We start from the raw sequence: 23,020 nt of genomic DNA, 5'->3' as shown, positions 1-23,020 counted from the left end.
GAACTCCAGCTTCGACGATCACCTCGGACACGCCCCCAAGGTCCACTGCACGACACCGGCGGCAGGGCCGGAAAGAGCCCCACAGCAGACGTCCTGGACCGGCGGATGCACTCGGTGAATACACCCATTGCAACCGAGCACTGCCAGTGTCCCGAGGTGGGCGTGCTGGAGCTGAACAGACAGTGGCCGGCCAGCCCCTGATCAGGCCCGGAGGCTACTGAACAGCCCCGGGCGCGGGCAGGCGGTCCGAAGCACCGCGGCTCCAGCCAGCGAACCAGCACATCCAACAATTATTCGGCCAGCCACATGGTTGGCAGCACGTTTCAGGTGTCTGGCCACCTGATCTGGCGCGCCGGATCAACTCATTGAAGGAGACACAGTTATGAAGGCCATCGTTTTTGACACGTTCGGCGGCACCGAGGTCCTGCACGAGGCGGAAACCGAGATCCCCGAGCCCGGTCCCGGCCAGGTACGTGTACGTGTACGGGCTGTCGGCGTCAACCCGGTGGACGGCAAGATCCGCTCCGGGATCATGGAAACCATCTTCCCCACCACCCTGCCCGCCGTCCCCGGCGGGGAGATCGCCGGCACCGTCGACGCCCTCGGCGAAGGCGTCGACCTGTTCAAGGTGGGCGACGAGGTGCTGGGCTGGTCCGACACCGGCGCCTACGCCCAGTACGCGCTGGCCGACGCGGCCGTCCTCGCACCCAAGCCAGGCGGCCTGGACTGGACGCACGCGGCCGCCCTACCCGTGGCGAGCGACGGCGCAGACCGGGTCTTGGACCTGCTCGACGTCAAAACCGGCGAGACCCTGCTGATCCACGGCGCGTCCGGCGCGCTGGGCACCGTCGCCGTTCAGCTCGCCATCGCCCGCGGTGCCCGCGTCATCGGCACCGCCGGCCCGGCCAACCAGGAGTACGTCACCTCGCTCGGCGCCACCGCGCTGGTCTACGGAGAAGACCTGGTCGAGAGGGTCCGCGCAGCCGCCCCGGGCGGCGTGGACGCCGTGTTCGACGCCGCGGGCAAGGGCGCACTGGAGGACTCCATCACCCTGCGCGGCGGCACCGACCGGATCGTCACGACCGCCGACTTCCGGGCCCGCGAACTCGGTGTCGTCTTCGCCGAGGGCCCCGCGCGGCGCTCGGCCGCCCGGCTGGCCGAACTCGCCCAGCAGGCCGCCGACGGCACACTGGTGACCACGGTCGGCGCGACCTACCCGCTCGCCGACGCGGCCAAGGCCCAGCAGACCAGCGACGCCGGCCACAACCGCGGAAAGCTCGTCCTCACCGTCGACTGACCCCCTCCCCCACGGGCCGGCCCGTGGCCGCGCGGACATCGTCACCGTCGGCGCGCTCGCGCTGGCCAATCCCGACCTGGCCGAGCGGGTGCGTTCCGGAGCACCGCTGAACACGCCCGCCCCGGCCCTCTTCTACAGCGGCGGCGCCACCGGGTACACCGGCTATCCCGCCCGCCACGACGCCTGAACAGAAGGATGCCCGACCCCACCTCCGAGCCCCAGCACGGCGCGCGACGGCACCTTCGTCAGTGACCAAGCGGTCACCAGTAAGCCAAGGCACCTGCTCACCGCTGCGCGATCAACGCGCCGCTGTCCTCCTCTTCGATCAGAAAGCAGTTTCGTCGTGAGTCCTGAGCCCCTCACCCCCGCCAACACCACCGTCGTTCTCGTCGACTACGCAGTCGGCTTCGCGAACCTTCTGCGCTCCCACAACCTCACCGAACACATCAACAACGTCGTGGGCCTGGCGAAGACGGCGAAGTAGTACGAAAGCGGTCTGGTCGTGACCAACGGCCAGTCGAGCAAGCCGTCCGGCCCGCTGTACCCGGAGCTGTTGGAGGCCATCGGTGACCAGCCGGTCATCGAGCGTGCCGTCGACTTCAACTCCTTCCTGGACGAGTCGTTCGCCCAGGCGGTTCGGGAGGAAGCCGGGGGAACCTGGTGGTCGGCGGCGTCGCCACGGACGGATGCGTGCTGCAGACGGTGCTGGGCGGCCTGCGCAAGGGCTACCGCGTCCACGTGGCCGTCGACACTTCCGCCAGCCCCTCGCTCGAGGCACACAACGCCGCGGTGCAGCGCATGGTCCAAGCCGGCGCGGTACCGGTCACCTGGTTCTCCCTTGGCCGCCGAGTTCCAGCTCGACCCCAAGTTCCACGACGCCCCGCACCGCATGCGGCTGATGCAGGAGAACGTGCCGTCCATGGGCATGAGTGCCCGGACCTTCTTTCACGCCCTCGAACTGGGCAAGCGCGGCGCCACGGCCGTCTGAACCCCTGTGGGGGGGGGCGGACTCCGGCCCACCCCCCCACCTTCAGGAAAGGGATCCCGCCCGTCGCGGGCCGCGTCGGGCAGGCCGCGCAGGCGCCCCGACACGCTGCTGGCCGGCCACGGCTACGACCACGACAAGTACCGGCGCCTGCTCTGGGCCCGCGGGATCCGACCGGTGATCACGAAGCGCCGCGAGCCCCACAGCACCGGCCCGGGCATCTTCCGCAACGTCGTCAAGCCCACGATCGCCTGACTTCACGGCTTTCGCCGCTTGCACATCCGCTGGGAACGACGCGCCGACATCCACGAAGCGCTCCTCGGACTCGCCGTCCGCCTGATCACCCATCTCCACGTCCAACGGCTTTGTTAAGAACAGGTAGTGCGCTCAGAAGATCCGGGCCGACTGGCCCACCCCGACAAAGCGAGTCTGGTGGAGGCTTTGTAGGAGTCGGCTTCACGGACGGAGAGCATCCAGTGCTGGCCCGCGACGACGCGGTGGTAACCACGACTGCGCTCTTGCCGCGTGAAGTGCAGGGGCTCGCCCGTGTGGTCGGTGTGATCGACGTTGCTCAATCGGGGCGGGAACCCAGTGGCTCAGCCGCCGGAATGGATCCAGTGGCCGCGGCGCAGGGCGGCGATGAAGGCGGCGCCGTTCGGGGTGCCGATGCCAGTCATGGTGTCGTAGCCCTTGGCGGTCACCTGCTCGGTGTCGGGGCGTTTCTGGGCGTCGAAGACGTCGACGTTCGCGCTGGTGGAGGTGTCGTCGGGCGCGATGTACGCGGCCTGGTCGCGCTGCGGCGTGGACGTGCTGGTCGGCAGGGCGTCGTGAAACGCCTGGGCTCGGGCCCGGCGGTAGAGCAGCGGATTGATGAAGCCGTAGGGCGACTTCTGCCCCTGTTGGGCGTCGGCGACGAGACCCGCGACCAGCGGGGTGGCCAGGCTGGTGCCGCCGCTCGACACGGTGCGGTAGCGCCCTGGGTTCCCGTGGCTGTCCGTGTCGGTGTAGCCGGTCAGCATGCCAGTGTCGGGGTCGGCGTCGGCGGCGATGTCGGGCACGGTCCGGCCGAGCACCGTCTTGTGGGCCACCTTGACCCGTGCCATCGACGCCGGGACGACGCCCTTTTGGTACGACGGCTGCCGGTAGACGTCGCTGACGCCCCCGCCGCCTCCGCTGACGCCGAGATCGGTCCACCTGCCGCCGTCCAGCGAGCCGAAGTCGTCGGACCAGCCAGTCTCGAACACACGGTTCTTCGCGGCTCCGATGCCCAGGGTGGTGCCGCCGACCGCCACCGCGTACGGGTCGGAGTCGGTGACGGTGAGGCCCGGGGTGTCGCCGGAGGCGAAGTACATGCCGACCCCCTCGGCTGCGGCCCGCACGTCGATGGCGTGCACGATCCATGGCGACACCATTCCCAGCGGGATCTGCCACGAGTTCGACGCGATGGAGGCCAAGGGGCGGTGGCCGTCCCCGGTCAGCACGGCCGAAGCCGCGTTCAGCAGCGACTGGTCCTCGTCACAGCCGGTGCCCACCACCATGACCTGGTTCGCACCCGGCGCCATCGCGTAGACGGCCTCGGAGTCCATCTCCGCCTCGACGTCGGCAGAGGTCGACTGCGCCGCACGGTCCGTCACCGCCGAGGACGCTTGGCAGGCTCCGGCCCCGATCTGCCGGAACTGGGAGCGCTTCGGCAGCGGCAAGTGGTTGCTGCGGGCGTATGCCGTCAGCGTCCGGAACATCGCAGTCGGCTCGGTACTCTCGGTCAGCGCCACGGTCTGGCCCCTGCCGGTGTCCCGCCACGTCGCCCCGTAGGCGGCGCGGAGCTGCGCGGCGGAGTACCCGCACACCGGCAGCGAGGCCCGGGTCAGCCCCTTGTAAGCGGGGTGCAGGGCATGCGTGTGCTGCGCCCAGTAGCGGGAGCACGTCGCAGTCCTGGCCGCCGCGCGGCTCTGGAGTGCCGACGTCGACGTGCTCCGTGATGTGGCGGACGCGCTGCTCAGCCCCGTCACACCCAGCACGAGGGAGGCCAGCGGGGTGGGTACCGACACCTCGCGGTCGTTCGAGGTGAACACCGCCGACCCGGCGGACGACCTGCTTGCGGCAGCCCTGGCCCGGTACCGGCCGATCCGCACCTGGAAGGCCGACTCGACCGCCGAGACCGGCCCCGTCGCCGACACGTAGTCGCGGCCGGCGTCGACCTGGACTCCTGCCAGTCCTTTGCTAGCGAGCCACGCCGCCACCGCCCTGGCTTGCGCGACGGAGGGGCCGAATCTCGAGGTGTAGGCGTCCGGGCTCAGGTAGTGGTGGAATTCGGGACTGCCCGGCGTGGCCACTGCGTCCGCGGCCGCGGCAGCGCGCGCCGCGTCCGGGTTGAGCCACACCTGGACCGTCAGTCGCTGCGACGCGGGCGCGGCCCCCACCCGCGCGGCGGTGCCCACCGCGGCGGGCAGCGACCCGGGCACGGCGTCGGCCGACACTGCCCGCACGGAACCCGATGCCCCCGCACTCCCGCTGACAGCCACCATCGCCGCACAGACTGTCATCACGGCCCCCGCGCGAAGAATCCCGCTCATGAATACTTCCGCCCGTCTGCAAGCACAGCAGTCCCACCGTCACCGCTCTTAGTCGCGAAGACGCAGTCCGCGAACGCCCGGTTGCCGACTGAACGCAAAGCCGTCCCATCTGGCGAAGCGCGTGGGCCGTATGCATGCCGACCTCGGACGCCGGGGTCTGCGGACGCGGCGGCTGGAGAAGCTCGGCATGGTGTGGTCCCCGGCCGATAAGCGGTTCCAGGAGAACCTGGAGGCCGCTCGCGCGTACTAGGGGCTCTCGTTTGGATCATCGGGCGGACCAGAGGAAGATGCCGGCGATGTGAAGTCCGGCCAGATAGATGGTCGCGGTCTTCTCGTAGCGGGTGGCGATACCTCGCCGCTGCTTGAGGCGGTAGATGCACCGCTCGACGGTGTTGCGCTGTTTGTAGGTCTCGCGGTCGAAGGCGGGTGGTCTGCCGCCCCGGCTGCCGCTTCGCAGCCGGTGGCCACGCTGGTCCCCCGGGACCGGGATCACCGCGCGGATGCCGCGTTTGCGCAGGTGGTCGCGGATCGCGCGGGCGGAGTACGCCTTGTCCGCCAGGACCACGTCCGGCCTGGTGCGCGGCCGGCCACGTCGTCGGGGAACGCGCAGGCGGGCCATGACGGCGGTGAAGGCGGGTGCGTCACCGGCCTGTCCGGCGGTGAGGACGAAGGCGAGGGGCCGGCAGCGGGCGTCGGCTGCGAGGTGGATCTTGGTGGTCAGTCCGCCGCGGGACCGGCCGATGGCGTGGTCGGCCGGTTCGCCGGCCGGGGCCCCCTTTTGCGGGCGCCGGCCGCGTGCTGGTGAGCCCGCACGATCGTGGAGTCCACCGACACGGCCCAGTTGAGGTCCTCGTCGGCGTCGGCCTGGGCCACGAGCGCGGTGAAGACCCGCTCCCAGGTGCCGTCAACGGCCCACATCCGCAGCCGGTTGTAGACGCCTCGCCAGTTGCCGTACTTCGCCGGCAGATGGACCCACTGCGTTCCGGTCTGGAACTTGAAGGCGATCGCGTCGATCACCTCCCGGTGATCCCGCCACCGGCCACCCCGCTTCGGCGTCCGGTCCGGGAGCAACAGCTCGATTCGCGCCCACTGCGCGTCAGTTGACGGCACACCCAGACCAACGACCGACTGATCCAAACGAACCCTAGAGCCGCTTGGGGCTCAGAGGGCTTTCCGGGCGCAGGGCGCCTTGGTCATCGAGGTCGTTCAGCACTGCGGGCAGGCCCCTGGTGAGCATCTTGGCGCGGACGGTGCCGAGGATTTTGGCCATGAAGAAGCCTCCGGTGCCGGTGAAACCGGTGTGGTCGAAGGTGAAGCGCGTTCCGCTGCGGTGCGGTTCGAGGCTGTAGGCGACCTCGGTCACCTCGCCGCCACCTTCGTCCTGCCACGAGTAGCGCAGCAGCGATAGTTCGCGAACCTCCAACACCTCGCACACGACGACGCCGCTCCAGCCGGGCTTCGGTTTCGCGACGAACTTGAACGTGGTGCCGGGGATGGTCGTGAAGCCCTCCGGCCGCCCGTCGACCGGGCCCATCACCAACCTCTGTGGGTAGAAAAACTAGAGACCTTCAATGGCTGGGGTTACAGCGGGGAGACGATCGATGGCAGGGCCGACGACGCCATCCTCGCGAACTGACCGCTCGGGCGGCCACACTGGGGCCATGGAATACCTCGGCCGGGTGCCCGCTCCGCCGCTCGACCGGTTCATCGACGACATCTACTGTCTGACCGGGGTGCCGCACCACCGCCTGATGAACGTGCCACCGATGCCGTCGGCGCACTTGTTCCTTCACCTGGGTGGGCCCGTCCGCCTGTGGGACTCCGACCGTTCGGTGCCGCCCGCTGTATTCACAGACGGGTGGTTCATGGGCGTATGGACCAGGCGCTTCCTCTTCGAGTACCCCACACGGGTGCGGCTCGTCGGGGTGCACTTCAAACCATGGGGTATGTCGCCGTTCGTCGACATGCCGACGGCCGAGCTGCGTAACCGGTGGGCCCCGGTCGATGCCGTCTGGCAACACTCTGTGGACCGGATTCGAAACCGGACCGGCGACGCCGCGTCGGCCGCCGAGACACTGCGGGCGCTGGAAGAGGAGCTGCGGTCGCGACTTACCGATGCCCCGGCGCGCGGCCTCGACCTGGTCCAGCACACAGGCGGGCGTCTGGAGACATCGCACGGCTCGATCCCGGTCGGTTCGCTGGCAGACGCAGCCGGGGTGAGCGGCAATCACCTGGCCAACCTGTTCAAGACTCATGTCGGTGTCACCCCGAAGCGGATGGCGCGGATCTACCGCTTCGCGCAGCTGATCGTTTCCGTGGATGCCCTGCGCCCGGTCGACTGGTCGGAGCTCGCCCAAACGGCGGGCTATTTCGACCATGCCCACTTCAGCAGAGAGTTCAAAGACTTCACCGGCCACACCCCGACGGAGTACCTAGCTCTGCTGCGTCGATTCCCCGTCGGGCGGCGAGGCCCGCAGGACATCGGCCCGATGCCCGCCGATTGATTTCTTACATGCCCGGATCCCATCGGCGCGAAAGGATTGCGCCGAACCTGCAAGAAGACGTCGAGGAGGGCCCGTGGGCACGGTGATCATGCACAGTGTGGTGTCGGTGGACGGATTCATCGCCGACGAGAAGGGCGAGGTCGGGCCCCTTCATGAGTGGTACTTCAGCGGAGACGTCCCGATCGTCGTAGGTGGGGACGATCAGTACGACCATTCCGGAGCGGACAGCGGCATCAAGGTCTCGCGTGCGTCGGCAGACTACGTCCGCTCCACGTGGCAGTCGATCGGCACGATCGTGATGGGCCGCAACCTGTTCGACCAGGTAAACGGTTGGGAAGGCAACCCACCCGCGGGAGATCACGTGGTCGTGGTGTCCCACCGGCCAAAGCCCGAGGGGTGGCACCCCGAGGCGTCTTACCATTTCATCGATGGCGTGGCGGCCGCGATCAACAAGGCCCGGGAACTCGCCGGAGACCGGATCGTCGCCGTGAACGCCGGCGAAGCGGGCGCCCAAATCCTCGCGGCCGGCCTCGTGGACGAGGTGGCGATGGACGTGGTCCCGGTGGTGTTCGGGTCGGGCAGACGCTACTTCGGCGGCATCGACCAGCAGCATCTGCTGGAGGATCCACACGTGGTCATTCAGGGCGACAGGGTGTTGCACCTGAGGTTCAAGGTACGCCGCTAGAGATCTTTAACGACTGGGGTCACGGCAGTTGGAGGTCGAGTCCGGTCTTGGCGATGAGCCCCTCGATGAGGCTGGGCCGGTACTGCATCCGTTTCAGCCGCGTCTTCACCCGTGCGGTGAGCTGGGGCTGTGTTTGGTGAGGTTGGCCAGGGACCTCTTCAGGTGCGACCACACGCCCTCGACCGGGTTGAACTCCGGTGCGTACGGCGGCAGTTGGTAGACGGTCAGCCATAATCGCGCGGCGATCAGCTCCCGCATGGTGCGGCTGACGTGGGTGTTCAAATTGTCCCAGCCCAAGCCGACGGGGCCGCCGAGCTGCTGGTGTGCGGCATCCAGCAGCCGGGCGTAGTCGGTCTCGGTGAAGCCCTTGCGCCGACACTTCGCTGGACCGCGGTCCAGGCGGACGCGGTAGATCAGCCGTGGCCGGTGTCCGGCCCTGATGCAGATCAGAGCGGCCATCGAGACGCGTGGTGCCCTGGGCGGTGACCTTCACAACGGGTGTGTGGCCACGGCGGCCCCAGGTACGGCCTTTGGGCGGCCTCAGGCCCTGACCTGCCTCGTCCTCGAAGCAGAGCCAGGCGCCCAGGTCCGCCGCCGTCTTTTTATGACGGGCCACTGCTCGTCCTTCCAGGCGGCGATCCTCGACTCGTCCCGCTCGGTGGCCTTGCGGCTCGGGATCTGCACGCTCCAGCCGATGCGGTGCAGCAGCAGATCCAGCCCGGCCAGGGTGTAATCGACGCCGAACCGGCGACGCACCACCTCGGCGATCCGGGCCAGCGTCCAGCACTGGTCGCTCCAGCCGCACACGGCCGGACCGGCCTCCAACACCGCCTCCAAGAACCGTAGCTGGCCCGCGTCAAGCTTGCAGTGGGCGCCGCCAGGGCCCTTGGAGACCAGCGCCTGGCGGCCTCCCGAAGCCAAAGCCCGGCGCCAGCGGTTCGCCGACATCCGCGCCACCCTGAACCGCCGGGCCACCGCCGCGTCACTGGCCCCGCCTCGATCAAGTCAGCCGCCGCAAGCCGGACTTGCTCACGCCGATCCCGCTCCTCGGCCGTCAGCCCACCGCCATCGGGATACCTCATCCCTCCGGCATAGCGCGGCCCACACCAACCGTCACGAGCCCACGTAACCCACACCGTTAAAGATCTCTAGAGGGCGTCTGAAAAGCCTGTCAGTTGGCTGGTCTTGCGAGGCGGCGCACGAGGAGCATGGCCATGGTGAGGTAGATGGCGTTCTCCGAGCAGACGCGCAGGTACTCGTAGTCCTTCGACAGGCGGCGGCACCGTCCCAGCCAGGCGAACGTCCGCTCCACCACCCAACGGCGAGGGACCACTGCGAAGAGGGGCACTGCCGGAGGCGGTGCTCCCACCCGAGCCCAGGTTGAGCGGAATCCTCCGTCGCGGCGCTGCACGACCTCCACGGCGATGCCGGTGGCTTCCCGGGCCCAGGCGTGGAAGTCGGCACCGCGGTAGCCCTGGTCCGCCCACACGTGCTGAAGGCGTGGGAAGGCATCGGCGGCCAGGGAGAACAGCACCGCGGCACCGTCGCGGTCGCCGACGCTGGCCGGGCTCACGCAGGTGACCAGGACGGTGCCGCGGGTGTCGACGAGCAGGTGACGCTTGATGCCGCTGACCTTCTTGCCACCGTCGTAACCGTGCAGGCCACCGCGCTCACTGGCCCGCACGCTCTGGCTGTCCACAATGGCCGCACTGGGAGTGGGATCACGGCCGAGCTGCACCCGCTCGCGTTCACGCAGCGCCGTCAACATCCGCTCCCACACGCCCTCTTGCTGCCACCGCCGCCAGTAGTGGTAGACCGTCTGCCACGGCGGCAGGTCATGCGGCAAAAGTCTCCAAGCGCAGCCGGCCCGCAGCCAGTACGCCAACGCGTTGAGGATCTCCCGCCGCATGTGTTTCGCCGGTCGTCCACCGGGCTTGACCGCCGGAACCAACGGACGGAGGATCTCCCACTCCGCATCAGACAGATCCGTCGAGTAACGGGTACGCAGCCCGCACACCCAAACCCCCGAAAGTGCGCCACCACCCCGCTACCAGGCAACTTGCCCACTGACAGGCTTTTCAGACGCCCTCTAGTGTCCTGCACTTGCAGGGCCGGTACGAGGAGGCCGAGACGGAGGGCCGCGCCACGCTGGAGACCCGTATCAGGGTGCTGGGCGCCGACCAAACCAGCATCTTGATCAGTCGTCGCAACCTCGGCTCGACCCTCGAAGCCATGGGCCGATACGAAGAGGCCGAGGCCGAACTCCGCGGAGCACTTGAGGGCTACGCCCGCGCCTGGGGCCCCGAGCATCCGAGCACCAACACCGCCCGCAGTCAGCACGCCGATGTACTCGTCAGCCTGGGGAGGCTGGAGGAGGCGGAGACGCAGGCACCCGCCGCACTCGACATCCAAACTCGAGCCCTGGGCCTCGACCACACCGACAACCTTGAAAGCCGCAGCGACCTGGGCATTCTGCTGCGCAGGCTGGAGCGTTACGAGGAGGCGGAGGCAGAGCACGCCGCAGTGCAGGAGGTCCGCTCACGCCTGCTGGGTCCCGACCACACGCTCACCCTGTCCAGCCGCGACAACCGGGCCGTCGCACTGTCAGGCATGGGCCGCTTCGAAGAGGCAGTAGCCGAGCACCGCCACATACTTGAGGCCCGAAGCCGTCTACAAGGCCCCGACCACCACGAGACACTCCGCAGCCATGCCAATCTCGCCGTTCCACTCGGGAAACTGGGCCTGTTCGAGGAAGCGGAGACCCAGGCGCGCATGGCGCTGGAGGGACGCACCCGCGTCCTGGGCACAGCACACCCTGACACCGCCGCCAGCCGCGACACTCTGACAGGCCTGCTCCGCGACCAAGGGCGCCACGAAGAGGCCGACCGCATCGACTGACCCTACGACGAGGGCGTCGCTCCGCACTGCGGGCCGCCCGGTAGGCGCCTCCCACCCGGTCTGCTTCCCGCACCTATCGGGGAACGCGCGTTGGCTGAACTCGCGCATTGCCCTGGTCTTCCGTTCGACCGCCTCCGTGATGTCCGGGTCGGCCAAGCGCGGCAGGGCGCCCTGCCAGTACGCAGCGAGAGCAGGGCGGTAGCCGTCACTGGCCAACTTCCGTTTTCTCACCGGCCCTTTGGGCGCCTCCGGGATCTGAAGGACACAGTCGTCCGGCTCCGGTGCGGGCACAGAGCCGGGCGCGAGGATCCGCAGGCCGCACACGACGCCGGACCACCGACATCGTGCGCGGCTTCGCCTTCGTCGTACGGGTGTTGCCGCCGTTCTTCCCCGCCGTCTCCAGCGCGGCACGCAGAGCGACCCGCGCCAGGTCGACACCCGACAGTTCGCCGCCGCTCACGACCGCTCCCGGGTGGTGTAGCCGACGTTCAGGTGCCCGAGGCGGGACAGGCGCTGCACGTCCGCGACGAAGGCCCTGGTGAACAGCCTCTGTACCGAGTGCTCGCCGTACCGGTCGATGTGGTCGAACACGACCTGGTGGTCGCGGGTGGCACGGTTGCACCAGTCCAGGACCTGCTCGCTGGTCAGTTCCTCGAGAACCAGGTCCTGGTCGACGACGTCGGCCTCCGACGCCGGGGCGGCGGGGGCCGGGCGAGGCGCGGGCAGTACGGCCCGGTCCGACGGTGTGGCCGGCTCATCGAGGGCGGGGTGTGCGGCCGCGGTTTCGGCGCGGTGCTTTCGCGGCCGCGGCCTGGCGGGCCCGGACCTGCGCCCACTCGTGCTTGCGGGCCCACGCCCGGGCGGTCACGGCCTCGTGCAGTTGCCCCTCGGTCGCCATACGGCGCTCCGCCTCGGAGGCGCACGGCATCGCGGTGTCGACGGCGGCCGCGACCGCATGACGCTGGGAACGCCTGCTGGCCTGCCGGTCCTCGCAGCGCGGGCAGTCCCGGCCGGAGTCGAGCAGCATGCGGTCGTCGCACAACACGTCGCCGCACTCCGGCCGTTGGGGCAGACCCTTGCCGATCAGCCAGCCCACGGGTCCTTGATCGGACCGCCCAGCCGCAACTGGTCCTCCAGATGCCGGGCGACCGGCTCGTAGACCTCCCGGAGTCTGTTTTCGTGTTCCCTCCGCGGCCCTCACCGGTCCGCGTCGTGGCGGCGAAGGCCGTCGAGGATGACGTTCATCAGGGGCCGTGCCCTTGCTTCCCATTCGTCCTGGCCCAGTCGGCCGAGGTAGGCGATGAGTATGAGGACCCCGTGGGCGTCCACGTCCGTACGGAGGGAACCGGCCGCTTTCCCGGCGTCCAGCAGGTGACCGAGGGCGCCTTCGATGGGGTTGTGGCTGTGGGCGACAAGGCCTTGCCACGCCGCCGGCTCGAGCGCTGCCAGGACGCCGTACTTGATCTCGGCGTAGTCGATCACTCGGTCGAGCCAGTGACGCAGGGCTTCCACGGGCTCGTGTTCCGCCAGCAGAACGGGGGCGGCGGTCACGAGTTCTTCGACGTCGCGCCGGTAGACCTCGGCAAGGAGGGCTTCGCGGTTGGGGAAGTTCCGGTAGAGCGTTCCCTGGCCCACACCGGCGCGTTTGGCGATCTCGTTGAGGTGGACATGGTGGGACTCGGCGAGGGCTGCACGGGCGGCCTCGACGATGCGGGTCCGGTTCTGCACCGCATCCGGACGGCGTCCTGGCGCGCTCATAGGGCATCTCCTGATGTTCCGCCGCTAACAAGTGGACACGTGTCCGGTAGGGTGGGACCACACACCGGACACGTGTCCACTTTACCTGGAGGCAGCAGTGCTCTCTCTTCACGGCAAGATCGTCGCCATCACCGGAGCAAGTGGTGGCATCGGCGAAGCCACGGCTCGCCTGCTCGCGGAGCGCGGCGCCTCGGTCGTCCTCGCAGCACGCCGCAGCGAGCGCATCGACGCCATAGCGCAGTCCATTCGGGAGGACGGGGGCCGTGCCGCCACATGCGTCGTCGACGTCACCAGGCCGGAGGACCTGCAGCACCTGGTCTCCACCACCATCGACCAGTACGGCCGTATCGACGTGCTGGTGAACAACGCCGGCATCGCCCCGATCAGTCCGCTGGCCGACCTCGACACCGAAGGCTGGTCGGCCATGATCGACGTCAACCTTCGCGGCACGCTCAACGGCATCGCCGCCGCGCTGCCCGCCTTCCGCGAGCAAGGCTCGGGCCATCTGGTCAGCATCATCTCCGTGGCCGGCCTGTCCGGCGTGTCCCCCTCGATGGCCGTCTACGCCGCGACCAAGAACGCGGTGCGCACCGTCCACGAGGGGCTGCGCACGGAGTCCACCGACGGAGTGGTGCGCACGACAGCCATCTCGCCGGGATACGTCCGCACCGATCTCGCCGAGTCGATGGCAGACCCGCGCATCCGCGAGCAGACGCGCAAGAACATGGACGCGATCGGCATCCCGCCGGCCGCAGTCGCCCGCGCGGTGGCCTTCGCCATCGAGCAGCCCGGCGACGTCGAGATCGGCGAGATCAACGTTCGCCCCACCGTCCAGGCATGACACCTGCTGTCACCGGCGTCCCCTCACCACGCACAGCACGCCCAATGCGCCACCGCAAGCACCCGAGCGGCGTCAAAACGCAGGCCTCACCGATAGAGCCATGTGCCGTCTACCGGTACCAGTACGTGACGCCCCGGTAGTGCGGGCAGATCCCGCGCGCGTGGGCACCGTAGGAGTACGAGCCGTCCTTGCACTTCGCGGTAGCCCCGCGCGGATGCGACGAGTTGTCCGCGTACTCCCTGAAGTGGCTCTGTCAAGCCTATGGCGTTACCGTGCTCGGCCCGGTCCGGCTGGTCTCTCCCCGACAGCACCGCCCCGGCTTCGACAAGAAGGACTTCCACATCGACTGGGACCGCCACACCGCGACCTGCCCACGCGGAGTGACCAGCCCGCCCTGGAAGACGACCCGCCTCGACGGTCGGTCAAGCCACTCAGTGCTCTTCCCCCGCGCCGCATGCCGAGAATGCGCGGATCGACAGTCCTGCACCGGCAATGCCGACGGTCGAGGCCGCCACCTCATCCTGATGCCCCGCCCGCTGCAGGAGATCCAGAACCGCGCGCGCATCGAACAAGAAACCCTTGCATGGCACCCGCTACGCGGTGCGCGCAGGCTGCGAGGCCACCGTATCCGAGACTGTCCACGCCCATGGCCTGCGCCAATGCCGCTACCGAGGGCTGGCGAGAGTGCACGTACAGCACGTCCTCACCGCTGCCAGGGCCAACGTCGTCCAACTCAGCGGATGCTTTCCACCAGGAACTGCACCACCCAGGCCCGCACGGCGGCTCACCCCGTTTCAGCGGCTCTGCCGGAACAGCACCGCAAAACGTGGCAGTTGACCATTCTCACCAAAGATCACCAACAGCATCCGAAAACCTTGCCAGAGCCACGTTCACGTGTACGCCGACACCTGCTCGCCAAGTGACCGCGCTGTCAGTGGCTGGTGCGAGGATCACCGCACAACCAGTCAAGGAGAACACCGTGGGTACCTGGGACACCGGCCCCTTCGACAACGACACGGCTGCGGACTTCGCCATCGCGCTGGACCATGCGAACCCCGACGAACGCGAGGTGCTGATCCGCGGTGTCCTCGTGCGCACGGTCAGCGCCACCGGTTACCTCTCAGAAGCAGAAGAGGCGATTGCCGCCGCCGCGCTGATCGCGGCGCAGTGCCCAGGCGGCGAGCCGATCGACACAGCCTACGGACCGGAGAAGGCCATGCCAGCCTTCCCCGTCGATCTTCGGACACTCACAGCCGAAGCCCTCACCCGCATCCTCGATGACGAGTCCGGACTTGCCGCAAACTGGGTTGACCCTGCTGACGCGAGCCGATGGCTCGCAACGATCAGTCGCCTTCACACAATCCTGGCCCCGCCGCCAGAGTCCGGTGACATCCCGCTCTTCGACATCGACGCATAACACTGCGTTACTGGTCACGGAACTGATGCTGTTGGTGATCTTCATCCGGAGAGGTGAATCGTTCGGGTGCTGCTCCTACTGCGCTGGGGGTTGTGCTCCGCTGGTGGGAGCGGGGCGGCTTCGGCGGTCGAAGGGGGACCGCGATGGCTATGGGCGTGAGTTCGGGGCGGGTGATCCCGGCGTTGACGGTGCGGGTGGCGCGGGCGAGTAACCCGCGGGGCACGGCGGCGATGTGGGTACGCGACCGGCTCGACGAGCTCTTCACGGACGATGACTTCGCCGACTGGTACCCGGGCAACGGCCGACGGGGGCTGTCGCCGGCCCGTCTGGCCATGGTTTCGGTGTTGCAGTATGCGGAGAATCTCACTGATCGGCAGGCAGCCGAGGCGGTCCGCTGCAGGCTGGACTGGAAGTACTGCCTGAGCATGGAGTTGGACGACCCGGGGTTCGATCATTCGGTGCTCAGCGAGTTTCGGGACCGGATGGCCCAGGGCGATCGGGCGGATCGCCTCCTGGCGGTGGTGGTCGACCGGCTGGTGGCCGCCGGTCTGGTGGGGCGGCGCGGCCGAGTTCGGACCGACTCGACGCATGTGCTGGCCGCCGTGCGCACGCTGAACCGAGTCGAGTTGGTCGGTGAGACGATGCGCAGCGGGCTGGAGGAACTCAGCGAGGCCGGTGAGGACTGGCTTGCACCGCTGGTCACCGCGGACTGGGCGCGACGTTATGGACGGCCGGTGCGCTACGAGCGGCTACCGCGCAGCGCGGAGGACCGCCTGGAGTACGCCCTTCAGGTTGGTGCAGACGGCGTCCAGCTGTTGAGCGCCGTGTACGGCGATGATGCGCCACACCGGCTGCGGGAATTGCCAGCGGTGCAGGTCCTGAGGCAGGTGTGGTTACAGCAGTATTGGTTCGACGAAGAGGGGCAACTGCGCTGGCGTGAGCCGAAGTCCACACATGACCGGCGGTCCAGGCGGGAGACTCCACGCCGCTCTACCGTCGCGGAGGCCCAGGGGCGGCCGGATCCCGCGGTCGCGCGGGTGCCATGGGCCAGCGTGGAGATCATTACCCCGCATGACGCCGAGGCCCGCTTCAGCCGGAAGGTCGTCTCATCCGGGGCCCGATCGTGGATCGGCTACCGCGATCACCAGACGGAGACGTGTGACGGCACCGGCCCGAACGTGATCGTCCAGGTTGTCACGGCTCCCGCGCCGGAGCAGGACATCGATGCTCTCCCGCGGATCCATGAGGGCCTGGCGGCCGGCGGGTTCCGCCCCGTGGAGCATCTGGTCGACGGAGGTTACATCAGTCCCTCTACCATTCACACGGCGCTCACCGGATACGGAATCAGGCTCACCGGACCCATTCGCACGGTGTCCAGCAATCGAGAGCATCCCGGCTTCGACAAACGCGACTTCCGCCCCAACTGGGAGCAGCACACCCTCACCTGCCCGCGCGGCGAAACCAGCTCTCCCTGGAATGAGACCTATCTGGACGGCCGTCCGCAGTACTCGGTGCGCTTCCCGACGGCTGTCTGCCGAGCCTGCGAGGACCGCGCATTGTGCACAGGCAACACGGTCAACAGAGGCCGACACGTCATGCTCCTTCCGCGCCCCCTGGAGGAGATCCAGAATCAGGCGCGCCAGGAGCAGGAGACGAGCGCCTGGCGCGAGCGATATGCGATGCGGGCCGGCTGCGAGGCCACGGTCTCCGAGACCGTCCATGCTCACGGCCTGCGCAACTGCCGCTACCGGGGAATCGCCAAGACGCATGTGCAACACGTTCTGACCGCCGTCGGAACCAACATCATCAGGCTCAGCGACTGCTTCCCACCCGGCGCTGCACCGTCACGACCAACCCGACCCACCAGCCCATTCCAACTCCTCTGCCGAAAGCTGATGTTCAGCACCACACGCGATCGGTGAAGATCACCAACAGCATCCGGAACTTGTGCCAGACCCCGCCGAGGCTCTGGCACAGATCTTGGGGAGTGATCGCGGAGCGTCATCGGGCAGGTCGCTTCACGGCTGTGATCACACTTGTTCTTGGTAGACCCTGAGTTCCTTGGGATGGAAGTTGCGGATGATTGTCCAGAATTCCTGACGGTCAAGGCCGTCGGCCCAGCGGTCGAGTTCGTCGTTCGTCTCGTGGAAGAACCAGGACTCGAAGTGCCCCAGGGCCCGAAGTTGAGGGACGGGCTCGTATCGAAATTCGCAGTGGAGCTGGATGTAATGATCATGCCCGCCGGAAGCGTCGTTGATCTCGAACTGCCGGGCCAGGTCCAGCGTGAAGACGGGCGGTCCCTCGAAGGCGTGAGTCCCGTACTGGAAGAGAAGGCCATCAGCGTCCGGCGTGTCCGCGGTGTCGAAGCGCTGGGAGCCGAAGCGCACGAATCTGAACCACACCTCGTTCAAGTCCAGTTCGGCGAGGGGCTGCTGTCCACGGGTCAGCTCATGTTGAAGTCGCTCCTCGGCCCGATCTATGGGCGGTCTCTCCGACATTCTGTCCTTCGCGGTCTCGACGGCATCTGTGGTCTCGCGGTGATCTTCTCAGCCCACCACGCTCGCTGACGTGACCAGGGTTGGCTGCAGAGTCTGGGCGCGACGCTATGGGAGCAGGATCAGCTTGCGGCGCAATTCGAATCCGGCACGGCCGTAGAGCTACCTCTTGATCTTCTTGATGCGGTTCACGGCGCCTTCCGTACCACCGGAGCTCCAGTGCAGGGTGAGTGACGGCGGCCTCCGTAAGCTCCCCGGTGGCGGCCATCTACGGCGCATTTTGTGGCCTCGGGAATCCCCGCGTACGGCCAGATATTTCTCCCCGCTCGCCCCGAGTAGTCCCGCTCGGCGACGCTGGAGCGGGTGAAGAACAGCAGGGAGATCATGGAGATCCTTGAGGCATACGACCTCACAGGCAGTTACCGTGCGGCGGCCGAGCTGGCCGGGTGCGACCACCACACGGTGGCCCGTTATGTGAAGATGCGGGCGGCCGGTCAGCATCCTGACCAGCGCCGTCACCGGGCTCGCGCGATCGACGATTATCTGCCGAAGATCGAGGAGCTGGTGGTCCGCTCGCAAGGCCGTATCCGCGCGGACGTGGTCCACAAGAGGATCGCCGCGATGGGTTTCACCGGTGGGGAACGCACCACCCGCCGCACGGTGGCCGAGGCGAAAGCCCAGTTCAGGGCCGGTCTGCGCAGGGTCTACCGGCCGTGGGTGACCGAGCCGGGGCTCTGGATTCAGTACGACTTCGGCGACGGGCCGGTGATCAAGGGCCGCAAGACCACGCTGTTCTGCGCATGGGTGGCCTGGTCCCGTTTCCGCGTCGTCATCCCGATCTGGGACAAGACGTTGCCGACGATCACCGCATGTCTGGACGCCACCTTCCGCAGGATCGGCGGGGTCCCGGCCTATGTCCTTACGGACAACGAGAAGACGGTCACCATCGACCACGTCGCCGGGATCGCGGTCCGCAACCCGGAGATCGTCGAGGTCGCGAGGCACTACGGCACGACGATTCGTACGTGTCTGCCGGCGGACCCGGAAACCAAGGGCGGATCCGAGTCCACGGTGAAGATCGCGAAGGCCGATCTGGTGCCCCGGGACGTCAATCTGCGCGAACAATACAAGACGTTCGGCGAGCTGGAAGCCGCCTGCCGGCAGTTCTGCGAGGAGGTCAACTCCCGCACGCACAAGGCGACTCGACGCAAGCCGGTCGAGCGGCTCGCGGAGGAACAACAGCGTCTGCATCCGTTGCCGAGGCGGCCGTTCACCGCCGCCTTCGGCACCACCCGCCGGGTGACCTGGGAGTCGACGATCTCGGTCGACGCGGTCCGCTACTCAGTCCCGCACGAGCTGATCGACACCCGGGTCTGGGCCCGTTTCCACGGCGACGAGCTGATCGTCACCGCCGTCGACGAGACCGGCTCGGCCCACGAGGTCGCCCGCCACCCGCGCGGCGAGCCCGGCTCGCCGGTCCTGGAGGATGCCCACTACCCGCCGCGCGAAGACAAGGAAAGGGACCGCACTCCGAGGGCGACCTCCGCAGAGGAAGCTGCGTTCCTCCAGCTCGGCCCAGGTGCTGCGAGCTGGCTGGTCGAGGCCGGGGCTGCCGGGGTTCGCCGGATCAAGGCGAAGATGGCCGAGGCCGTCGCGCTCTCAAAGCTCTACTCCATAGCGGAAGTTGACCGGGCGCTCGGCACCGCCGCGGTCACCTCCCGCTTCGCGGACAAGGACCTTTTGTCGATCCTCGACTACCAGGCCGTTCACGGCCTGGCCGAGCCGGTCCGCCGCAGTGAGGCCCACTCGCTGCAGCCCGGCACCTCTGCCTGGTCCGCCCTCGGCGCCCCCGCCCCGAGCACTCCTGATCTTTCCGAGCACGACGAAAGCGACCACGTCTGATGGCCACCCCGATCCGCACCGTTCTCGGCACGAACGGCGACCCGCTCTCCGAGGCCATCGAGCTCACCAGACGGCTCAAACTGCCGCACATCCGCCGCTCGTTGACCGACATCATCCCCACCGCGAAGGCCCAACGCTGGGATCCCGCCGAGGTCGTCCGCGTCCTGCTGGCGGAGGAAGCCGCCGGCCGCGACCGGGCCAACCTGCACACTCGCCGCAAGCGGGCCGGGTTCCCCACCGGCAAGACCTTCGGGGACTGGCACGAGACCAAGTCGTCCATACCGCGGGCCACTCAGGACGCCCTCAAGAGCCTGGAATGGGTCGGCCGACGGGAGAATTTTTGTATTTGTGGACCGTCGGGGACGGGAAAGTCGCACTTCACCGAGGCCCTCGGGCAGACCGCGGTCGAGGCCGGCCTGACCGTCGCCTGGTTCACCATCGAGGACCTGGGGATGCTGGTCCGCCGGCACCGCGCGGACGACTCCATCGCCCGGGCCCTCGCGAAGATCGTCCGCTCGGACCTGATAATCGTCGACGACATCGGCCTGCTGCCCGTCTCCGAGGACGCCGCCGAGGGCTTCTACCGCCTGGTCGATGCCGCATATGAACGGCGCTCGATCGCGGTTTCGAGCAACCTCCATCCGTCCGGATTCGACGAGATCATGCCCAAGACCCTGGCCACCGCGACCGTCGACCGACTCCTCCACCACGCCCACGTCACGGTCACTCAGGGTGATTCGTTCCGGTTCACCGAGGCCACCACCGGAAAGGGAGTGAAGCCCTTCAGCTGATCCACGTGAATCGAAGGCGGGGAGAATATCTGGCCGCAAGCGGGGCGATCATGTCGTCCACCTGCGGGGATGCCTCACGGCCGCCAGCGGGGACGATCAAGAGGCCGTTGACAGGTGAGGCCGGCGGTCACCGCGTCGAGGTCTCAGAGCAGGTGAAGGGCAAAGTTGGTGAGGCCGGGCAGCTCGCTGGCATCGACGGCTTCGATCCATGCGGGAAGCGTGGGGCCCAGCCGGTGAGCCAGGATCTCGCCGAAACCGCGGACATGTTCGGCCGCGGCATCCAGTTCTGGACAGCGAGCCAGGACGTCCTTCAACGCGGCGTGCTCGTCTTCGCTCAGGGTTGAGGGGTGACAGGCGACCCAGCCGGTGACCCGCCGCACGGTCGGCGGTGGGGGTGGCACCTGCGGCGGTGCGGCGCGCAGGGTGGCAACGTAGGCGCGGACCATCTCATTTGCGCACGCCTCGACCAGGGACAGCACAAGTGCAGCCGAAGAGACGGTGACCAAAATCGAGCAAGCAGGCCGGCCGCAGAGGCCGTCAGTCGAGCACTGCGTGGTGGACGGCGTCCGTGTCGTCACTGTGCGGGGCGAGATCGACCACCATGTCCAGGGCGTCTACCGCGAAGCGCTGCTGCCCGAGGATGGCGAGTCGGCGCCGGTGCGGGTCGTGGTGGACCTCAGTCACGTGACCTTCATGGACTCCAGCGGGATCAACGTCTTCATCGCCGCCTGCAAGCGCGTGAGCGCAGCTCAGGGGTGGTCTGCGTATCGCCGGCGCCCAGGAGCCCGTCTTGCGCGTGCTGCGCACCTTCGGCGTCGACGAGATCATTAGCTGCCATCCCACCGTCGAGCAGGCCCTGCGCCGCTGATCTCCGCGCCCGCGTAATCCGGCGCATCCTGGTATCGCGAGCGCCGCCGCACTGCCGCGTCCAGCTCCCGGCCCAGCGGCTCCGGCTCGGTCGGCCCAACACGCAGCCGATCAGGGCTTCCGCGACCCTACGCAGTTTGCTGTTGGTGTGCGGGGAGACCTCGCGCGGCACCTCGAACCCGACAGCCGCCGGAATGCCGTACGTCGCGATGAGGACTCCGACGGCCTGGTCGACCATCGCACGGGAGTCAATTGCCTGGCGCAACTCGGCGTTCTCCTGCCGAAGACGGGCCACATCGACGTCGGGCGTTTCCTCGGGCAGGGGCCACGGTTGGCGAGAGGTCGTCATAACGGGACTCCAAAGGTCGGGCCTCCAGGTACGCCTGCCCCGGAGTGCAGCAGCAAGACGCCCCTCCGCACGACACGAAGAGCCCCCACGGCTGCCATCTCAACCTCCCCCTCCAGCTGAGTCGCCCTCATATCCACGGTCACACGCGCTCTGCGCAACCAGCGACCGCGTTCATGCCTGACTCACTGACCGGACCGTTGCGGCGGATCACCGCTACGGGAGGTCTGTTCCCGCCGGTCCGCGGCGATCACCGTGCCAGTCCACTATCAAAACCGTGGCATCGTCCCTGAGGTTGCCGTGACAGGCGGCGAGCACTGCGGCGGTCAGGCTCCGGACGGCTTCGCGCGGGTGCAGAGGACGGGTGTCGTGCACGAGCGAGGCCAAGTCGACGGCAGCAGCACCGCGCTCCTGCATTCCGTCGGTGAGCAGGACCAGGCGGTCTCCGGGACGCAACTGCAGTTCCTGGAGGCGGTAGGAGGCGGATGCCGCCACACCGAAGGGCAGGTTGACGGCGAGGTGCACCACTTCGACGGCGTCATCACGCATCAACAGCGGCCAGGGATGACCGGCGTTGACCAGGTCGCACCGGCCGGTGTCGAGGTCGACACACAGCAGCTGCCCGGTGGCCAGGCCGCGACTGTGGCTCAGCAGGGCCTGGTGGGCGTGGTGGGCTTGCTTGAGGGCGTCACAGCCACTGCGGCGTGATCTGCGCAGTGCGCTCACCAACAGAGTGGCCAGGAGAGCTGAGTTCGTGTCGTGGCCCATGGCGTCGGTGATGGACAGGTGCAGGGTGTCACGGTCAAGGGTGTAGTCGTAGGTGTCGCCACCGATGTCGTCGGCTGGCACCAGCCCGGCGGCGAGGGTGAACTGCTCCGCCTCACAGCAGGGCGCCGAGGGAAGCAGCTGGTGCTGGATCTCCGCGGCCAGGCTTGTCTCGGTGGTACGCCGGCCCAGGTGGTACAGGTCGGTGAAACGGCGATCTGTGACGATGATGTAGGCCAGCGCGTGCGCCGCTTCGCGGACCTGTCGCAGCACGGTGTCATCCACGCACTGCAAAGTGACCTCCAGGACGCCGATGCAGTCGCCGCGGTTGGTGACCGGCGTGATGACACGCCGCCCGCCCTGACCGTCCGCCTCCACCTGCTGGCGCTGGCTCTGCAGAACGCCGTCGTACACGCTGCCCCGCAGGTCGAGCGACTCACCGGGGTCGTCTGTCTCGCCGCCAACCGCGGCGAGGCGTACCAGCCGCTGCCCGATGAGGTCGACGAACAGGAAGGACACATGCTCCGCACCGAACCGCTTCTGCAGGTCACGTGCCACCACATCGACAGACTCACCGGGCGGGGCCGCTTCCGCAGCAGCCAGCACCTCGCCCAGTTCCAGATCTCGACCCTCCACGACAACCTCCTATCGGCTGCCACCCCTTCTTCCCCGCTTCCCCGCAATGTCACCCCACCAACCCGTTTTACCAGTTCAGGGCGGCGTGGCTGGCGTGAAGGGCTCCCGGATCGGTCAAGCGGCGGTCGTGGGCGTCCAGCGCTACGACGATGGTGGGATACAGACACAGCAGCGTCCCGAAGGTCGATCGGTACGCGGCGATGCCGACCTCGGCGGCGAGGCGAGCGGCGGCGCGATGTTCGTCGCCGGTCAGCAGCACG

25 protein-coding genes and 4 pseudogenes are annotated in these 23,020 nt (G+C 68.2%); 14 read left to right on the top strand and 15 right to left on the bottom strand.

What is annotated here, in order from left to right; genetic code table 11:
* Positions 1–382: 382 nt before the first annotated feature.
* The 4 genes and pseudogenes from OG714_RS51320 to OG714_RS51305 all read left to right on the top strand — a co-directional run bounded on the left by OG714_RS51320 (position 383) and on the right by OG714_RS51305 (position 2,285).
* Positions 383–1,297, top strand: a complete 915-nt coding sequence (locus OG714_RS51320; RefSeq protein WP_406131368.1) for an NADP-dependent oxidoreductase — start codon at positions 383–385, stop codon at positions 1,295–1,297.
* Between the two features lie 343 nt (positions 1,298–1,640).
* Positions 1,641–1,781 carry a hypothetical protein gene (locus tag OG714_RS51315; RefSeq protein ID WP_406131367.1) on the top strand — a complete coding sequence of 47 codons (141 nt, stop codon included), beginning with the start codon at positions 1,641–1,643 and terminating at the stop codon, positions 1,779–1,781.
* Positions 1,782–1,957: 176 nt separating this feature from the next.
* Positions 1,958–2,116: pseudogene (locus tag OG714_RS51310) on the top strand (cysteine hydrolase family protein); the annotation flags it as partial.
* A gap of 19 nt (positions 2,117–2,135) precedes the next feature.
* Positions 2,136–2,285 carry a hypothetical protein gene (locus OG714_RS51305; RefSeq protein WP_406131366.1) on the top strand — a complete coding sequence of 50 codons (150 nt, stop codon included), beginning with the start codon at positions 2,136–2,138 and terminating at the stop codon, positions 2,283–2,285.
* A 593-nt stretch (positions 2,286–2,878) separates the two neighbouring features.
* Here OG714_RS51305 and OG714_RS51300 read toward each other — a convergent pair.
* The 3 genes from OG714_RS51300 to OG714_RS51290 all read right to left on the bottom strand — a co-directional run bounded on the left by OG714_RS51300 (position 2,879) and on the right by OG714_RS51290 (position 6,389).
* On the bottom strand, positions 2,879–4,759 hold the full coding sequence (locus OG714_RS51300) for a protease pro-enzyme activation domain-containing protein (RefSeq protein ID WP_406131365.1): 1,881 nt from the start codon (positions 4,757–4,759) through the stop codon (positions 2,879–2,881).
* A gap of 361 nt (positions 4,760–5,120) precedes the next feature.
* A protein-coding gene (locus OG714_RS51295) for an IS5 family transposase (RefSeq protein WP_406132224.1) occupies positions 5,121–5,971 on the bottom strand; the annotation gives its coding sequence in 2 pieces (ribosomal slippage) (positions 5,121–5,635 and positions 5,635–5,971; 852 coding nt in all).
* A gap of 28 nt (positions 5,972–5,999) precedes the next feature.
* Complete coding sequence (locus OG714_RS51290; RefSeq protein WP_406132223.1) at positions 6,000–6,389, bottom strand: SRPBCC domain-containing protein; 390 nt, start codon at positions 6,387–6,389, stop codon at positions 6,000–6,002.
* A 127-nt stretch (positions 6,390–6,516) separates the two neighbouring features.
* On the opposite strand from OG714_RS51290, the gene OG714_RS51285 reads away from it, so the two are divergent.
* Positions 6,517–7,359, top strand: a complete 843-nt coding sequence (locus OG714_RS51285; RefSeq protein ID WP_127354101.1) for an AraC family transcriptional regulator — start codon at positions 6,517–6,519, stop codon at positions 7,357–7,359.
* 73 nt (positions 7,360–7,432) lie between these two features.
* A complete protein-coding gene (locus tag OG714_RS51280; protein ID WP_406131364.1) occupies positions 7,433–8,044 on the top strand; it encodes a dihydrofolate reductase family protein in 612 nt (203 codons plus the stop codon).
* Between the two features lie 19 nt (positions 8,045–8,063).
* Here OG714_RS51280 and OG714_RS51275 read toward each other — a convergent pair.
* The 3 genes and pseudogenes from OG714_RS51275 to OG714_RS51265 form a co-directional block, all read right to left on the bottom strand.
* Positions 8,064–8,588: pseudogene (locus OG714_RS51275) on the bottom strand (transposase).
* Positions 8,585–8,992, bottom strand: a complete 408-nt coding sequence (locus tag OG714_RS51270) for a winged helix-turn-helix domain-containing protein (protein WP_406131363.1) — start codon at positions 8,990–8,992, stop codon at positions 8,585–8,587. Before OG714_RS51270 ends, OG714_RS51275 begins: the two are co-directional and overlap by 4 nt.
* 223 nt (positions 8,993–9,215) lie before the next feature.
* Entirely contained in the window at positions 9,216–10,061 is an 846-nt protein-coding gene (locus OG714_RS51265; protein ID WP_406117946.1) for an IS5 family transposase, read from the bottom strand.
* 86 nt (positions 10,062–10,147) lie between these two features.
* Between OG714_RS51265 and OG714_RS51260 the strand changes: the two genes are divergently transcribed.
* Positions 10,148–10,942: a tetratricopeptide repeat protein gene (locus OG714_RS51260; protein ID WP_406131362.1), complete on the top strand. Its 795-nt coding sequence runs from the start codon at positions 10,148–10,150 to the stop codon at positions 10,940–10,942.
* 456 nt (positions 10,943–11,398) lie between these two features.
* Here the strand turns inward: OG714_RS51260 and OG714_RS51255 are convergent, their stop codons facing one another.
* The 3 genes from OG714_RS51255 to OG714_RS51245 form a co-directional block, all read right to left on the bottom strand.
* Entirely contained in the window at positions 11,399–11,533 is a 135-nt protein-coding gene (locus tag OG714_RS51255) for a hypothetical protein (RefSeq protein WP_406131361.1), read from the bottom strand.
* A gap of 163 nt (positions 11,534–11,696) precedes the next feature.
* On the bottom strand, positions 11,697–12,038 hold the full coding sequence (locus OG714_RS51250) for a hypothetical protein (protein WP_406131360.1): 342 nt from the start codon (positions 12,036–12,038) through the stop codon (positions 11,697–11,699).
* Between the two features lie 101 nt (positions 12,039–12,139).
* Complete coding sequence (locus tag OG714_RS51245) at positions 12,140–12,700, bottom strand: TetR/AcrR family transcriptional regulator (RefSeq protein WP_406131359.1); 561 nt, start codon at positions 12,698–12,700, stop codon at positions 12,140–12,142.
* 97 nt (positions 12,701–12,797) lie between these two features.
* Here OG714_RS51245 and OG714_RS51240 point away from each other — a divergent pair, with 97 nt between their 5' ends.
* Positions 12,798–13,541, top strand: a complete 744-nt coding sequence (locus OG714_RS51240; protein WP_406131358.1) for an SDR family oxidoreductase — start codon at positions 12,798–12,800, stop codon at positions 13,539–13,541.
* A gap of 109 nt (positions 13,542–13,650) precedes the next feature.
* Here OG714_RS51240 and OG714_RS51235 read toward each other — a convergent pair.
* Positions 13,651–13,752: pseudogene (locus tag OG714_RS51235) on the bottom strand (DUF3761 domain-containing protein); the annotation flags it as partial.
* Between the two features lie 61 nt (positions 13,753–13,813).
* Between OG714_RS51235 and OG714_RS51230 the strand changes: the two are divergent.
* The 3 genes and pseudogenes from OG714_RS51230 to OG714_RS51220 all read left to right on the top strand — a co-directional run bounded on the left by OG714_RS51230 (position 13,814) and on the right by OG714_RS51220 (position 16,880).
* A pseudogene (locus OG714_RS51230) lies at positions 13,814–14,378 on the top strand (transposase).
* A gap of 142 nt (positions 14,379–14,520) precedes the next feature.
* On the top strand, positions 14,521–14,958 hold the full coding sequence (locus OG714_RS51225; protein ID WP_406131357.1) for a DUF4259 domain-containing protein: 438 nt from the start codon (positions 14,521–14,523) through the stop codon (positions 14,956–14,958).
* 143 nt (positions 14,959–15,101) lie between these two features.
* Positions 15,102–16,880 (top strand): IS1182 family transposase, encoded by a 1,779-nt coding sequence (locus tag OG714_RS51220; protein ID WP_406129590.1) that lies wholly within the window; start codon positions 15,102–15,104, stop codon positions 16,878–16,880.
* A gap of 108 nt (positions 16,881–16,988) precedes the next feature.
* Here OG714_RS51220 and OG714_RS51215 read toward each other — a convergent pair whose 3' ends face one another.
* The gene (locus OG714_RS51215; protein WP_406131356.1) at positions 16,989–17,456 is read right to left on the bottom strand and encodes a hypothetical protein; all 468 of its coding nucleotides are present in this window, start codon (positions 17,454–17,456) and stop codon (positions 16,989–16,991) included.
* A gap of 360 nt (positions 17,457–17,816) precedes the next feature.
* On the opposite strand from OG714_RS51215, the gene istA reads away from it, so the two are divergent.
* On the top strand, positions 17,817–19,355 hold the full coding sequence (gene istA / locus OG714_RS51210) for an IS21 family transposase (protein WP_406117846.1): 1,539 nt from the start codon (positions 17,817–17,819) through the stop codon (positions 19,353–19,355).
* The gene (gene istB, locus OG714_RS51205) at positions 19,355–20,146 is read left to right on the top strand and encodes an IS21-like element helper ATPase IstB (protein ID WP_329556472.1); all 792 of its coding nucleotides are present in this window, start codon (positions 19,355–19,357) and stop codon (positions 20,144–20,146) included. Before istA ends, istB begins: the two co-directional genes overlap by 1 nt.
* Before the next feature lie 143 nt (positions 20,147–20,289).
* On the opposite strand, the gene OG714_RS51200 is transcribed toward istB, so the two are convergent.
* The gene (locus OG714_RS51200; protein WP_406131355.1) at positions 20,290–20,625 is read right to left on the bottom strand and encodes a hypothetical protein; all 336 of its coding nucleotides are present in this window, start codon (positions 20,623–20,625) and stop codon (positions 20,290–20,292) included.
* A 19-nt stretch (positions 20,626–20,644) separates the two neighbouring features.
* Between OG714_RS51200 and OG714_RS51195 the strand changes: the two genes are divergently transcribed.
* Entirely contained in the window at positions 20,645–20,977 is a 333-nt protein-coding gene (locus tag OG714_RS51195; RefSeq protein WP_406131354.1) for an STAS domain-containing protein, read from the top strand.
* Here OG714_RS51195 and OG714_RS51190 read toward each other — a convergent pair.
* The 3 genes from OG714_RS51190 to OG714_RS51180 form a co-directional block, all read right to left on the bottom strand.
* Positions 20,865–21,362, bottom strand: coding sequence for an ANTAR domain-containing protein (locus OG714_RS51190; RefSeq protein ID WP_406131353.1), 498 nt, complete (start codon positions 21,360–21,362; stop codon positions 20,865–20,867). The two genes, OG714_RS51195 and OG714_RS51190, sit on opposite strands and share 113 nt — an antisense overlap.
* A 213-nt stretch (positions 21,363–21,575) precedes the next feature.
* Positions 21,576–22,760: a PP2C family protein-serine/threonine phosphatase gene (locus OG714_RS51185; protein ID WP_406131352.1), complete on the bottom strand. Its 1,185-nt coding sequence runs from the start codon at positions 22,758–22,760 to the stop codon at positions 21,576–21,578.
* A gap of 67 nt (positions 22,761–22,827) precedes the next feature.
* Entirely contained in the window at positions 22,828–23,019 is a 192-nt protein-coding gene (locus OG714_RS51180) for a hypothetical protein (RefSeq protein ID WP_406131351.1), read from the bottom strand.
* Position 23,020: the final 1 nt, after the last annotated feature.

It is taken from the genome of Streptomyces sp. NBC_00989, from assembly GCF_045162655.1.
Lineage (GTDB): Bacteria > Actinomycetota > Actinomycetes > Streptomycetales > Streptomycetaceae > Streptomyces.
This window is presented reverse-complemented; position numbering and strand designations above follow the sequence as displayed.

Bases quoted from the DNA above. Each gene is read 5' to 3' on its own strand.
- istB (WP_329556472.1), top strand. From the start codon at position 19,355: ATGGCCACCCCGATCCGCACCGTTCTCGGCACGAACGGCGACCCGCTC.
- OG714_RS51215 (WP_406131356.1), bottom strand. From the start codon at position 17,456: ATGTCGGAGAGACCGCCCATAGATCGGGCCGAGGAGCGACTTCAACAT.
- OG714_RS51245 (WP_406131359.1), bottom strand. From the start codon at position 12,700: ATGAGCGCGCCAGGACGCCGTCCGGATGCGGTGCAGAACCGGACCCGC.
- OG714_RS51190 (WP_406131353.1), bottom strand. From the start codon at position 21,362: ATGACGACCTCTCGCCAACCGTGGCCCCTGCCCGAGGAAACGCCCGAC.
- OG714_RS51270 (WP_406131363.1), bottom strand. From the start codon at position 8,992: ATGTCGGCGAACCGCTGGCGCCGGGCTTTGGCTTCGGGAGGCCGCCAG.
- OG714_RS51285 (WP_127354101.1), top strand. From the start codon at position 6,517: ATGGAATACCTCGGCCGGGTGCCCGCTCCGCCGCTCGACCGGTTCATC.
- OG714_RS51220 (WP_406129590.1), top strand. From the start codon at position 15,102: ATGGCTATGGGCGTGAGTTCGGGGCGGGTGATCCCGGCGTTGACGGTG.
- OG714_RS51320 (WP_406131368.1), top strand. From the start codon at position 383: ATGAAGGCCATCGTTTTTGACACGTTCGGCGGCACCGAGGTCCTGCAC.
- OG714_RS51290 (WP_406132223.1), bottom strand. From the start codon at position 6,389: ATGGGCCCGGTCGACGGGCGGCCGGAGGGCTTCACGACCATCCCCGGC.